The 14290-nt window shown below is 34.3% G+C and carries 12 protein-coding genes and 6 tRNA genes; 4 read left to right on the top strand and 14 right to left on the bottom strand.

The features are described from left to right. Nucleotides 1-15 precede the first annotated feature (15 nt). The 12 genes from rpoB to tpiA all read right to left on the bottom strand — a co-directional run bounded on the left by rpoB (nt 16) and on the right by tpiA (nt 8312). A complete protein-coding gene (gene rpoB, locus AW729_RS08770; protein ID WP_112124753.1) occupies nt 16-1827 on the bottom strand; it encodes a DNA-directed RNA polymerase subunit B in 1812 nt (603 codons plus the stop codon). A gap of 11 nt (nt 1828-1838) precedes the next feature. Continuing rightward, nucleotides 1839-3356, bottom strand: a complete 1518-nt coding sequence (locus AW729_RS08765; protein ID WP_112124752.1) for a DNA-directed RNA polymerase subunit B'' — start codon at nt 3354-3356, stop codon at nt 1839-1841. Nucleotides 3357-4335: 979 nt separating this feature from the next. Continuing rightward, entirely contained in the window at nt 4336-4839 is a 504-nt protein-coding gene (locus AW729_RS08760) for a DUF308 domain-containing protein (RefSeq protein ID WP_112124751.1), read from the bottom strand. Between the two features lie 339 nt (nt 4840-5178). Continuing rightward, nucleotides 5179-5412 carry a DNA-directed RNA polymerase subunit H gene (locus tag AW729_RS08755; protein WP_204355178.1) on the bottom strand — a complete coding sequence of 78 codons (234 nt, stop codon included), beginning with the start codon at nt 5410-5412 and terminating at the stop codon, nt 5179-5181. Nucleotides 5413-5527: 115 nt separating this feature from the next. After that, nucleotides 5528-5601: transfer RNA gene (locus AW729_RS08750), tRNA-Lys, on the bottom strand. An 80-nt stretch (nt 5602-5681) separates the two neighbouring features. Further along, nucleotides 5682-5755, bottom strand: a tRNA-Lys gene (locus tag AW729_RS08745). A gap of 16 nt (nt 5756-5771) precedes the next feature. Next, nucleotides 5772-5843 (bottom strand) — tRNA-Asp (locus AW729_RS08740). A gap of 134 nt (nt 5844-5977) precedes the next feature. Continuing rightward, nucleotides 5978-6051 (bottom strand) — tRNA-Tyr (locus tag AW729_RS08735). A 4-nt stretch (nt 6052-6055) separates the two neighbouring features. After that, nucleotides 6056-6130: transfer RNA gene (locus tag AW729_RS08730), tRNA-Pro, on the bottom strand. Nucleotides 6131-6152: 22 nt separating this feature from the next. Next, nucleotides 6153-6226 (bottom strand) — tRNA-Thr (locus tag AW729_RS08725). A 165-nt stretch (nt 6227-6391) separates the two neighbouring features. Then, complete coding sequence (locus AW729_RS08720; RefSeq protein ID WP_204355177.1) at nt 6392-7618, bottom strand: phosphoglycerate kinase; 1227 nt, start codon at nt 7616-7618, stop codon at nt 6392-6394. Between the two features lie 16 nt (nt 7619-7634). Next, nucleotides 7635-8312, bottom strand: a complete 678-nt coding sequence (gene tpiA, locus AW729_RS08715; protein WP_112124749.1) for a triose-phosphate isomerase — start codon at nt 8310-8312, stop codon at nt 7635-7637. A 200-nt stretch (nt 8313-8512) separates the two neighbouring features. On the opposite strand from tpiA, the gene twy1 reads away from it, so the two are divergent. From twy1 to AW729_RS08695, 4 genes are all read left to right on the top strand, one after another. Beyond that, entirely contained in the window at nt 8513-9460 is a 948-nt protein-coding gene (gene twy1 / locus AW729_RS08710) for a 4-demethylwyosine synthase TYW1 (protein ID WP_112124748.1), read from the top strand. Between the two features lie 30 nt (nt 9461-9490). Further along, complete coding sequence (locus AW729_RS08705; RefSeq protein WP_112124747.1) at nt 9491-10369, top strand: DUF1002 domain-containing protein; 879 nt, start codon at nt 9491-9493, stop codon at nt 10367-10369. A gap of 407 nt (nt 10370-10776) precedes the next feature. Continuing rightward, nucleotides 10777-11766: a DNA cytosine methyltransferase gene (locus tag AW729_RS08700; RefSeq protein WP_112124746.1), complete on the top strand. Its 990-nt coding sequence runs from the start codon at nt 10777-10779 to the stop codon at nt 11764-11766. Further along, the gene (locus tag AW729_RS08695; RefSeq protein WP_112125271.1) at nt 11759-12490 is read left to right on the top strand and encodes a type II restriction endonuclease; all 732 of its coding nucleotides are present in this window, start codon (nt 11759-11761) and stop codon (nt 12488-12490) included. The genes AW729_RS08700 and AW729_RS08695 overlap by 8 nt, the downstream gene beginning before the upstream one ends. An 82-nt stretch (nt 12491-12572) precedes the next feature. On the opposite strand, the gene sucC is transcribed toward AW729_RS08695, so the two are convergent. Both sucC and AW729_RS08685 read right to left on the bottom strand, forming a co-directional pair. After that, complete coding sequence (gene sucC, locus AW729_RS08690) at nt 12573-13676, bottom strand: ADP-forming succinate--CoA ligase subunit beta (protein WP_112124745.1); 1104 nt, start codon at nt 13674-13676, stop codon at nt 12573-12575. Nucleotides 13677-13731: 55 nt separating this feature from the next. Then, nucleotides 13732-14289, bottom strand: a complete 558-nt coding sequence (locus tag AW729_RS08685) for a 2-oxoacid:ferredoxin oxidoreductase subunit gamma (protein ID WP_112124744.1) — start codon at nt 14287-14289, stop codon at nt 13732-13734. Between the last annotated feature and the right edge of the window lies 1 nt (nt 14290).

The following is a 14290-nucleotide window of genomic DNA, read 5'->3' as shown; positions in this document are numbered from 1 at the left end:
CTCCTTGCAAATTAGCTATGCTTTATCCTCTAATACAAGATTTGGAGATATACATAGTGATTTAAGTTCATCTAACAATAATTTAAATGCATATGAAATTTCTACAGGGAATGTTTCAGTTTCACCACATATTGAACAGTAAGTTCTGTCACGTATCTTATCCCTTACTGCAAGTCTTCCACAATCTCCACAAATCAATGCCTCATATTTGTCTGACTCATCAAGAAGTCTTTCCTTTAGGGATAATGCTGCACCGTGTGCAATTAGACAGTCACGTTCCATTTCCCCAAATCTGAGTCCACCTTCTCTTGCCCTACCTTCTGTTGGCTGACGGGTAAGTACCTGTACAGGACCACGGCTTCTGGCATAGACCTTATCTGATGTCATGTGGTGTAATTTCTGGTAGTATGCTACTCCCACAAAGATTTCTGCATTGAATCTTTCACCGGTTATACCATTGTATAACTGTTCACGGCCATGAGTTTCAAATCCGTTTTCATGTAGCAGACGTTTGATTTCTTCCTCAGGCACACCTGTAAATGGCGTTCCGTCTATACGTTTACCTTCCATACATCCTGCCTTACCTGCAAGCATCTCAATAATCTGTCCGATGGACATCCTTGATGGGATAGCATGAGGGTTTATCATTAAGTCAGGACACATTCCATTTTCATTAAACGGCATGTTTTCTTGAGGAACTATTAGACCCAATACCCCTTTCTGACCGTGACGTGATGCGAATTTGTCACCATATTCAGGTTGTCTGTGATCTCTGACCTTTACTTTTGCAAGTTTGCTTCCTTCAATGGTTTCTGTAAGCATTACCTTATCGACTATACCATGTTCACCATGACGAACAGTAACGCTTGTTTCACGTCTTCTTTCGGCTACAGTACCGAATTCATCCACATCCTCCAGGAATCTAGGAGGGGATGTTTTACCTATGAGTACGTCACCGGAGTCTACGGTTACCTCAGGGTTTATCAGTCCATCCTCATCGAGGTTTTTGTAAACTTCCTCTGAACGGTATCCTCTCACCATATTTTCAGGATATTCGAAGTGGTCTTCCTGTCCACCAGGATATCTTCTTTCGGATGCTTCATATGAACGGAAGAATGATGATCTACCAAGTCCACGTTCCAATGCGGCCTTGTTCATAACAAGTGCATCTTCCATGTTATATCCCTGATATGAAAGAATTGCCACTACAAAGTTTTGACCTGATGGCCTTTTATCATACTCGGTTGACTCCATACTCTTTGTTTTTACGACAGGCATCTGGGGCTGATGTAATAGATGTGCACGTGTATCTGTTCTTAAATTATAGTTTGACACGTACAATCCCAATGCCTGTTTTGTCATACCTGCTTCCATCGTATTTCTCGGAGAAGAGTTATGGTTAGCGTATGGAATAATTCCTGCACATATACCAAGCATTGTTGAAGGATCTATCTCAAGATGTGTATGTTCAGGGGTTAAATCCTCTTCGAACATTGCTATGTAAGCGTTTTCTTCTTCTTCTGCGTCAATGTATTCGATGATACCATTGTGTATAAGGTCAAACCATTTGAGTTTTCCTTCCACAACATCGTCGATGATTTCATCGGTAAGCTTTGACACACCATCCTCAACTATTACCAATGGTCTTCTAGCTCGTCCCGGATCGGTGAATATGAATACTTCACTATTTTCTTCATAGTAAGTGATATTCAATTCATTAGTCAACTCATTAGATCTTCTTTTGGCTTTAACTTCAGCTACAAATGCTTCTGGATCTTCTGTTGTTCCAATTAATTTACCATTTATATATACTTTAACTGTTGCCATTATAATTCTCCTTATATTTGTTCTAGGTTATGATCTAATGGTGTGATTAAATCCATTGCTTTGATATCCTTTTCAATATCCTTCAATGGATATCCCTCGGATATCTTTGTTATTACGGCCAGGTTTTTTACCAAACCACAGTTTGGTCCTTCCGGCGTTTCGTTTGGACATATCTTTCCAAATTGTGTTGGATGCAAATCTCTTGCTTCAAAGTGAGGTTGACTTCTTGACAATGGACTTACAACACGTTTAAGGTGTGATAATGTACCCATGTAACTGGTTCTGTCAAGCAACTGACTAACCCCTGCTCTTCCTCCAACCCAGTTACCTGTTGCAATTGCGTGTTTAATGTTTTCGGTAATTACATCAGATCGTACCGCCTGTTTTACGGAAGGCTCCTTTCCTCTTGAAAGACTACGTTCCAATTGATAGGTCATATCCCTTGTGAGTGATGTGAAGGCCACCCTAAAGAGGTCTTCCATTAAATCTCCGGATACTCTTAATCTTTTATTGGCATAGTGGTCCTTATCGTGAGGTTCACGTTCACCGTTAATAACTTGTAAAAGCATATCAGTCATTTCAGCAAGATATACTGCCTTATCTATACGATCTTCAGGAGCAACTCCTACATGAGGCAATAGATAACGGTCAATGACATCTTCTGCTCGTTTAATTCTATACTCTTCAGTCATTCCTTTTGCTACCCTGTTACCGATGTATTTTACGGCATCATATTGAGTGTTTATACCAGTTGTCTGTATATCATCTATTAACAGGAATTGTGTATTAATGTCCTCGGATACACTGTTTACCAAGTCAACATCCTTTTCAAATCCAAGTGCCCTTAACAGGATTACAAGTGGTATTTCACCAGGTACATAAGGGAATGATATTCTTAAAAATACACCTTTTTTATGAGGTTTTCTGTATTCTAAAGTTATTCTTGCACGGAATCCACTTTTAATAGAAGTTACAACTGCACGTGCTCTTCTATCAGCTTTATCTTTTTCACTTTGTTCTAAGATTATTTTGTTTGGTGCAATTTCTTCCATTGTAACGATAGCCCTTTCAGAACCGTTTACAATGAAGTAACCTCCAGGGTCCTGTGGATCTTCACCAACTTTTTCCAACTCTTCATCGTTTAAACCATGTAAGTGACATGCCTTTGATTTAAGCATGACAGGTAACTCACCTATATATACCTTTTCCATCTCATAATCTTCACTGTTGCCTTTTACAAGGGCCATGTCAAGATACATATGAGCGGAATAGTTAAGATTTCTTAACCTGGCCTCAGCAGGTTCGATGGTAGTTTTTGAACCATCAGCTTCCTTGATAAATGGTTTTACTATTTCAACATCACCTGTCTTGATAGTATATTCCCCATGATCCAGGGTGATTGGTTCAGTTATATCGACAATTTCCTGAATTTTATTATCCAAGAAATCATTGTATGAACGTATATGGTGATCAACGATATCATATTCATCAAAAAATGAATCAACTAACGACCATGCGTTTTTAGTCATATATCCATCTCCCAATACAAAAGAATCAATAAAATAATATTACACACTACTCTATCATAATTTGATTCTTTTTAGTTTTTCAATCAACTACTGACAATATCCGATATTTATAAAAAGAGATTCATATTAAAAGCCAATAATTACGCATATTATTAATCACCCATAAGTGATGGTAATTAGATGAAATAATAATATAAAAATTAGATTAAATGATTTATAGGTTTATGAATTATTCGTTAAATTTTCCAAAGAGCAAGTCATCATGTAAAATAACCAAACGGATAGAATCCCCTTTAAATTTAGATAAAATTCTCAGGAACTTTCATAGAGTCATCTTAAGATAAAAATGTATCTACATCCATAGAGTCATCATGCCGATAACTAAGTCTTTGCAATTAAAAAAATCCAACAAAAAATACAAAGAAAATATTTTATAAATTAATATAAAAAAAATCCAATTTATAAATAACCCATCACTTAATCTAATAGTTTTCTTCAAAGATAAATTACATTGAAATCATAAAAAAATTCCATAAAATACAATAAAGATAATCAATCCCTGAAATGCAATTATTAGATATTATTATAAACTTATTTTAAATATATCAAATATTCTACAAAAATCAAAACTTAAAACCTTACATAAGATTTTAAAAGCCTGATTAAATTACTTTTTTCATATTGAATTTTAGAATAACGTTTTTCAAATCCTACGCTTGAATAAACATAGAACTCTAAAATCTGATTAAGGAAACATGATTTAACATTTAATTCTATAAATTAATACGTATATCATATGTATATACCACATCATATAAATATATATTGGTTGTCAAAATAGATTATGAAAAATATAAATAAGGTCAGATGGACAGTGCCCCCCCAAAAATACGACCCTCATTAAGATATCAGTTAAGCATAGGAAATTATTAAATGAGAAAAGTAAAAATATTAAACTTAAAAAAAAGATAGTTTAAGATTATACATCTATATAATCTTTATTGTCAAGGAATAATGATGATATTCCAAATATTAATAGCCATAACCCTATTAATGTACCTAACATTCTAGGATCATTAATGAAGTAACCTACAACAATAGTTAATATACCATACATTAAGGTAATAATACCAAGTATACCTAATGGTCCAATAAAGAACAAGATTATACCTAATGCAATTAACAGGATACCGAATAGATAAATCATAAATCCTAAAATTCCAGATACTAATGCAGGATTAAATATAAAACAACAAGCAAGTACCATAGATAATATACCAAGAATGATATATGCAAGTCCATAATATTTAGTTAAAATCAATTCTGATATTCCGGCAATTATAAAACCAGCCGCCAATAATATTAGAACAATTCCACTCATGAAACCGATTGCTCCAGTGGAAAGCATTGGGAATAATAATGCTATGATACCCAGAATAATCATGATAATTGAACTATATTTTTCACTTATAGAAAAATTCATTTTTTATACCTCCCATTAATTGTTTAATAACTTATGACTAAAATATTTTCCCATTAGAAATTGTCAATTATTTTGAAACAAAAAAAATCCAATTTCATGTATTTTTTGAAGTAAATCATAATAGGTTAATGTGTTTTTCAAGTTTTATTCATATACACTGGATTGGAGTACAATTAATTTAAGAAAAAATAATTTTGACAAGAAATAATATAAGAAGATAAAATTAATTTACATCATTATAATTGTGAATAAAATAGTGATGAAACAACAAAATAAGAATTAATATGAATAAAAAAGATTATGGTTAAAATTTAAAAAAAGAATTTTGTTAGGATAAGATTATTCTCTTACCATACGATATGCTACAAAAACACCGGCTGTTTCACTTTTTCTGGTAATTTTAAGCATATCCCCAACTTTTGCACCGATGGCTTTGACTACAGGATCTGCAGGTAATATCTTTGGGATTTGATCTTCGGAGACATTTAGTTCATCGAGAACCTCTTGTGCTTCTTCTTCTGATAAGATTAAATGTTCCGGAACTAAGTTATGTTGTAATATATCCACGTTCAAAGTAATATCCTCCAATTTAATAAGTCTTAATATATCAACATTAATAAGATTAAAGTATAGTTATATTTTTAATAGTATAAAATGATTACTAAGAAAAAAAATTATCATTATAAAACGGGCCCGACGGGAGTTGAACCCGCGACCGCCTGGTTAAAAGCCAGGTGCTCTCCCAGACTGAGCTACGAGCCCCAATAAAAAAATGTTTAATAACTAAATATAACATTAAATAATAACTTAAAATAGATTCAATAAAATTAAGTATAATATAACGGGCCCGACGGGAGTTGAACCCGCGACCGCCTGGTTAAAAGCCAGGCGCTCTCCCAGACTGAGCTACGAGCCCCAATAAAAATGTGTAACGCCGTGGCCGGGACTTGAACCCGAGTCGCAGGCTCGACAGGCCTGCATGATAGCCTCTACACTACCACGGCATATGCTAAATAATTATTTTAGTTATAAAAGCAACTATACTATACTATATTGCTTATAGTATATAAATGTTATCATTTTCTATAAATTAATACATTGTATGTTAATTTAATAACATACAAAATATTAAGGTATATCCCGTCTGCCGGACTTGAACCAGCAACATTCGGATCTACAGTCCGATGCTCTGCCAAATTGAGCTAAGACGGGTAAATGGGTCCGCCCGGATTTGAACCGGAGTCTCAGGCTCCCAAAGCCCAAAGGATCGACCAAGCTACCCTACGGACCCCCATTAAAATTATATGATATAGAGCCTCAGGAGGGAATTGAACCCCCGACCGCTTGATTACAAGTCAAGTGCTCCACCAGACTGAGCTACTAAGGCATATATCTCATAATACTTGTTAGCATATAACAAGTAGAAGTCATTTATTATTTAAGTCCTTCTTTATATATAAAGGTTATGGTTATATCATCACCTAAGCAAAGCCAAAATGGATAGAAAAAAGGATAAGAAGTATCCTTTCATATCAAATAATTAAATTTAATTTTATTTATATCGTTTAGCTGAATCAACCAATGCTTTAACTGCCGGCAATTCTTTACCAGAAATTAAATTAATACTGGCCCCTCCACCACTACTAATATGAGTTATTTCTCCATCCAAGTTCATATTACTAGCAGCAGCTGCTAAATGTCCTCCACCAATAATAGAAAATCCTTCGGATAATGATAATGCATTCACCAAGTCCTGAGTACCTTTACTAAATTCTTTCATCTCAAATACACCAGCAGGTCCATTTGCAAATAATGTTTTAGCAGAATAGATTTTCTCCTTATATAATTCAATAGTTTTTAATCCTATATCATAAATAGGCAAATTAGGTACTTCATCAACGGCATAATCAACACGAGATTCATTTTCAAGAATTCCCAAGTCAACAGGTAAAATTATCTTATCGGAATAATCTTTCAACAATTCTTTAGCAACATCGATATAACTTTCATATCCACGTTCCACTATAAAATTATAATTGTATTCTTTTAAGTCAACTCCACTCGCAACGAGAAATATGTTTGCCACCAGTCCGGTTGTTAAGATACAATCCGCCCTATCAGTTTTAAGGGCATTTGCCATCACTTCAATGGAATCATCGGCTTTGATTCCACCCAATACATATACACGTGGTTGTTGAGCGTTGTCAAGTATTCCATATAATGAGGACAATTCCTGTTGCATTACACGTCCGGCCATTGATGGAAGAACTTCTGCAAATCCAATAAGAGATGTTTGTGATCTGTGAGCTGTTGCAAATGCATCATTTACATAATAATCAGCAAGAGGTGCAAGTGATTGTACCAAGATACTGTTTTTTTGTTCTTCCACGGTTAATTTAGGCATTTCTTCAGAGAAGAATCTTAAGTTTTCAAGAAGTACAACTTCACCGTTTACCATATTGGAAATGATATCCTGTGCCTGTTTTGTGAATATTGAATCAACATATTGTACTTCGCATCCTACGATATTGGATAATGATATTGCATGCTCTTTAAGTGTGGTGAAATCTGACTTACCAGGCCTACTTTGATGAGCAAGAACAACCACTTTTGCACCACGCTGATGCAATTCCTTGATTGTGATAGAGTGTAATTGCATTCTTGTATCATCAAGTAAATCCCCCGTTAGCGGATCTACAGGTGAATTGACATCTACTCTCAATAGTACTGTTTTTCCTTCTAAGTCAAAATCATCCATAGTATTGAATTCATGTTCCATGATAAAAAACCCCTTATTATATTAAACTTACCAAATCAAGTAAGGCATCTTTTTGATTATCTGCTTTGATAATTCCTGAAGCAAGGAGTACTCCTTCAGCACCTAAATCCAATGCAGCTTTCATATCCTCACCAGTGGTTATTCCTGCACCACATAATACTGAGATGTCCCTGTTTATATCATGTATTTGAGTGACAGTATTTTCAACGACTTCCGGATTTGCCTTGGATACAGGTATTCCAGTACCGATTAATTCGGGTGGTTCGATTGCAATGTAATCCGGATTATATAATGATGCGGCCATACTTGTCTTCACGTTATTTGTACATAAGACACTGCTTAATTCCAAGTCTTTAGTTTTAGATACAACCTCTTCGATATCAGCTAATGTTAATCTTTGTTCTGAGTGGTTTATTAATGATCCCACTGCACCGGATTGCTTGATTGCCTCAGGAAGTGTTGAACCGGTATGTCCACCAGGTGTTATAGCATCCATGTGCTGGCTAAATACTGGTATATCAACAGCTTCTATGACATTGTATAAATCCACTGCTTGTGGTGCTACTGCCATATTGACACCACTTTCGTTGCTTGCTTCTTCAACGTATTTTGATAATTGTATTGCATTATTTCCAGTTGATTCCAGATATGTTTTATAATTTAATATTATTATTGGTGTTTTGTTTTTTGCCATAAAAAATACCTACTAATTATAAGTTAATAATTTTTATTATATTTGAAGATAAAAAAATCATCTTACTAATATTATATATTATATACATTTAAATTATAGTAATTTACCATGAAATTCCTTTCTTGAAAATTACAGGTGGATGGTAAAAAGGAATATTTCAAATATATTTTTAACCAATAAAAAACAAATAAAATATTCATATGTTAATTTCAGAAACAAAAAAGAAAGATATGGAAAAGAAAGGATATCGATTTAGCGGACAACATCTGCATAGCGGTAACAAGATATGTCACTGGACCAGAAAGAGTATTGTTGATGATGGTGTCTGTTATAAGGAAGAGTTCTATGGAATTAAAAGCCATAGATGTCTTCAAATGTCACCTGCAATACCTTACTGTCAACATAAATGTTTATTCTGTTGGAGGGATACTGAGATTACCAAGACATCATGGGATAGTGATGACTATGATGACCCAAAGACTATTATTGAGGATTGCATAGCCAATCAGAAACAATTGCTATGCGGATTTTTCGGCAACGAAAATGCAAATCCCAAAAAGCTTGACGAATGCCTAACTCCCAATAATGCGGCCATTAGCTTAGCCGGTGAACCGTTATTATATCCTGAAATCAATCAGCTTTTAAGGGAGTTTGAAAAGAAGGACTTTACTACATTTCTAGTATCGAATGGTGAACGACCTGATTTGCTTAAGAAGCTTGAAGATGAGGAGCCGACCCAACTATACATTTCATTGGATGCTCCGAACAAGGATGTTTATAGGAAGGTATGTCTTCCACAGGTAGAAAATGGATGGGAAAAATTAAATGAAAGCCTTGAATTATTAAGTACCCTTGATACAAGGAAGGTTCTTAGAATCACGTCTGTCAATGAGTTGAATATGCTTAATACAGATGAATATGCAAAAATTATTGATAAAACGGACATTGATTATGTTGAAATAAAGGCATACATGTTTGTCGGAGACTCAAGAAACAGGTTAAAATGGGAAAATATGCCTACAACCAAAGAATTGCATGATTTTGCATATGACGTGGCCAGTAAGGCTGGTTTGGATGTTATAAATGAAGTTGAAAAAAGTAGGGTATTGTTGCTCGGAGATAAATTACCCACAAAGTATAATAATTAGAATGTAAATTATTATAGTAGAGGTGATAAAATGAGTGGAAAACTTATTGGTATAATAATACTGATAATTATTGCTGTGGGATTATTTGTACCGCTGGGTTCTTCAAGCGGTAATGGAAACAATTCTATAGCAGTAACATATGGTGAAACAACATATAATAATCCTGAATATAAACAGATGGTAGATGAATACTTTGAAGGAAATGGACATGTAAGTTTGAAGGATGCAGATGAAAAGATTATTACATCAAATGACGTTAACAGAATATCATCCGGTATAAGTCAAAGGACTTATAATTCCAATCAGATATTTTCATGTGCAATGGTTGATTTAAGTGGCAACAACAATATTAAAATTGATGTAGATCCAAAAATTACCACTGTAACACCTAGTATGTATAAATCCGCACTTGACTCCGCCGGAATTAAAAAGGGCCATGTGATTGTAACCAGTCCTATTACGGCAACCGGTGAATCAGCACTTGCAGGTATTATGAAAGCGTATGAAACTGCAACCGGTCAACTTATCCCTGAGGAAGTTAAGAATGCTGCAAACAATGAGATTTATACACAAAGTGAAGTTGTAAATAACACAAACCTTAGTGCTGATGATGTTGCAAACTTAGTTGATGAGGCTAAAGATGAAGTTGAAAAGGAAAATACCACCGATAAGCAGACCATAATCAATATTGTAAACAACATTGCAAGCAACAACAACATCCAGATATCCGGTGATGACATAAACAACATAGCAGACAGTATTCAGCAAACGCAATCCGTTCAGGATAAGGCAAATCAATACCAAAATCAGGTATCCGATTATATAAACAGTGAAGATGCACAAAATATATTTGATATGATTTGGAGAACAATTCAATCATTACTTGACAAATACCTACCTCAAAAATAACACTCTCTTCCCCATATCCTCTTTTAACCATTTTTTTATAACATTTTTTTATCGTTTTGATATCAACCATATATCTTAGAACAGCCTTGATTTTATTATAAGTTTTTACTTATTAGTTATAAGAACATAGTTATTAGTTATAAGTTAGTACATATAAGTTATTAGATATAAGTTAATAGATATAAGTTATTACATATAACATATAAGATATAGGGTATTAGTTATGAGTTATAATAAAAAGGGTAGAACAATGAGAAAGTAAAGTAGATTAAAGTATGGAACATGGAAAAATAGAGACATACTCAAAAATACTATGTCAGAAGAAATAATTTACTTAATCAAATAATATATAAATAATAATTCATAAAATATAATTAAAATAAGCACCAAAGGGTTTGAAGTAAAAAATGATAAACTTAAGTGAAAATGAAAAAGAACTGCTGAAAGATATGCAATTCATAGACTTATTCTCAGGAATAGGAGCGTTCAGAATAGCATTTGAATCATTTGGGGCAAAATGTGTATACAGTATAGACAAAGATAAATATGCATGTGAAACATATGATACGAATTTCAACACACACTCCCATGGAGATATCCGCAACATCAATGAGGAAAATATCCCAAAACATGACATATTATGTGCAGGTTTTCCATGTCAGGCATTCAGCATCTCCGGAAAACAATTAGGTTTTGAAGACATCAGAGGAACCTTATTTTTTGAAATTATAAGAATAGCAAAACATCACAAACCAAAGATTATATTTTTAGAGAATGTAAGTAACCTAGAAAGACATGACCACGGCAAAACATTCATAACAATTAAGGAGAACCTGGAAAGATTAGGATATAATATATATTACAAAGTCATAAATGCCAGTGAATATGGTATCGCTCAAAGCAGAAAACGCATATACATCATATGTATCAGAGAGGATATCGATAATCACAACTTTAAGTTTCCAGATCCGACAAATGAAGATGTGGCCCTTGAAGACATCCTGCTAAAAGGGAACATGAATGAATTCGTGTTGAATAAGAAATACAAACTGGATACCAGTAAAATAAATAATTCTCGCAGTAATAAACCTATCCGTGTAGGTACCGTAAATAAGGGCGGCCAGGGAGATAGAATATATTCAGATAAAGGTCATGCAATAACATTATCAGCAACCGGTGGAGGAAATGGTTCAAAAACAGGATTATATTATATTGACAATAATGTAAGAAAGTTACATCCACGTGAAACTGCCCGTTTGATGGGATTTCCAGATGATTATGAAATCAATCCATCCATAGCACAGGCACATAAGCAATTTGGTAACAGTATCATAATTGACATATTACAGTATATAATTAGAGAGCTAATAAAAGATGGAAGTATTTACAATGGTTAAACAGAATGGTTCTGAAATTGCAAAAAGCGGTTTTCAAAGTGAAAAGGATATCGTGAATAAATTCAATAACTGGAAAGAAGATGAAGACTCCAAACAATGGTTAAAAATAATGGGTTACAAGCTAAGTGAGATCATATCAGTAAAAAGCAATACAATAAGAAACAATAAAACAGATATACAAGTTAAGATATCAAGAACAGATACCGAACATACCGACACCCATAATATACAGGTCAAATCACTAAGCAGCTATAGAGGATTTAATCAAGTCGATAAAAGGTGGATTGACAACTATCAAAAGATGTGGAACATACCTGATGATATAACAGAACTATTAAAATATTATACTGGCGAACTAAAACCATGTACTGATGATGATAAAAAAAGAATTTACTTAAATGAATTTTCAGCAAAACAACAAAAAGATATATTGAACTTCTTTAATGACAACAAGATATGGATTATCTGTGATTTACTCAGAGGTAGAGGCCCCTATTCGACAGAATGGATACTTGTTGTTCAAAAGACAGATAACATACGATGGATCTTGCAACCTATTAATAAAGTAATTAATTATTATTCGAAAGGAGAAGTTTTCATAACACCAAAGGGTAATCTGAAAATCGGAAAAATCAGTATGCAACGTAAAGGTGGAGATAAAGGTAAAAAATCCGCAAACATGCTACAATTTAAGATAAATCCTGCAAAATTATTTGAAATCTGAAGCTGCAAAATGCTCATAGAAAAAATAGATGCAAAAAATTGGTAATAAAAAAGAATTAAAAAAAGATAATCCATAGAAAAATCTATGAATTTAACAGTGATACTGCTTTTTGTGCTGCTTTTTCCATGGATGTTTCGAAGGAAATGCCGTTGTCCTTGAGTATTTGCTGACCTTCTTTTTCGTTTGTTCCTGTTAGTCTGGTTACTATTGGCACTTTGTTACCGTATTCGTTTGCGATGTTTACCACTGCTCTTGCCACGTCATCTGCACGTGTTATTCCACCAAGTACGTTTAGGAAGATGACTTGAACATTTGGATTTTTAAGCACTAGTTCAATTGCGTGTGTAATACTTTCTTCGGATGCTCCTCCACCTACATCAAGGAAGGTGGCTGGTTTTGCTCCGTAGTATTCTATTAAGTCCATACCGGTTAGTGTTAATCCTGCCCCGTTTCCTATTACGGCTATGTTTCCGTCAAGTTTTACGTATGCAAATTCATTATCTTTGAATTCATCCATTTCTTTGAGTTTTGTGTGTCTGAAGAATGCATCGTCGTCTATTGCCATTTTTGCATCTGCGGCGATGAATCCTTTTTCTGTTTTGATTAGTGGATTTATTTCTGCTACTGTAGCGTCATATTCTTGGAATGCCTGGTATAATTTCCAGATTAAGTTTCCGATAGCGGATATTTCACTTGTGTCTACACCCATTTCGAGTGCTATGTTTCTTGCCTGGTATGGCATGAATTCTTCTAGTGGTTCCACATATCTTTTGACTATTTTTTCAGGAGTTTCTTTTGCTACCTGCTCGATGTCCATTCCACCGGCTGTACTTGCCATGATTAGTGGTTTTTTGGCGTCACGGTCTAGAATGATGGTCAGGTAGTATTCACTTATGGTACCTTCTACTTTTTCTTCTATCAGTACTTTGGTTACTTTTTCTCCTTTGATTGTTTTTTTGAATAGTTCTTTGGTTTTTTCTTTAGCTTCTTCAGGTGTATCTGCAAATAATATTCCTCCGGCTTTTCCACGTCCACCGGTTAGTACCTGGGATTTTACCGCTACAGGTTTTCCTATCATTTGTGCTCTTTCATATGCTTCTTCGGGAGTGTTTGCAAGGTAACTTTCAGGTACTTTTATATTGCATAGTCTGAAGATATTTTTTGCAACATATTCATGTATATTCATTATTTCACCATGTGCTATTTTTTTTGTTATAATTATTTTTGTATTGTATTCTTTATTAGTTTGCTTTTTTTACTACTTCCATTCCTAGCTCGAATGCGTTTATATTTTTTTCTTCTGTACCCGGTGGTACACTTTCAAGGATTGCTTTTCTTGCTGATTCCTCAGAGATTAATCCGGTTGCCTTTACAAATGAACCTAGCATTACGATGTTTGCAACTATTTTTAGTCCAAGCGTATCTTGTGCTTGTTTGGTTGCATCGGAGGTGTAGTATTTGAAATTCTTTTTGTTGATGATGTCTATTATTTCATCTTCATCTACCAAGTCTGGATCTGTTATTAGTATTGCACCGTCCTTTACATCTTCCACATACTTTAGGAATGCTTCGTGACTCATAGCTACGAATACTTCAGGTGCATCAACCTTTGGATAGTCTATTTCTTCATCACTCAATACGACTTCTGTACGTGATGCTCCTCCTCTTGCTTCTGGACCGTATGATTGGGTTTGTACTGCGAATTTATGGTCGTATAGTGATGCTGCCTTTGCTATGATTATACCACACATTAATATTCCTTGACCACCAAATCCACCGATTCTTATTTCTGTTCTCATT

This window comes from Methanosphaera sp. BMS, assembly GCF_003268005.1.
Classification (GTDB): Archaea; Methanobacteriota; Methanobacteria; order Methanobacteriales; family Methanobacteriaceae; genus Methanosphaera.
The sequence above is the reverse complement of the archived record's forward strand: the minus strand, read 5'-3'. Positions and strand labels throughout refer to the sequence as shown.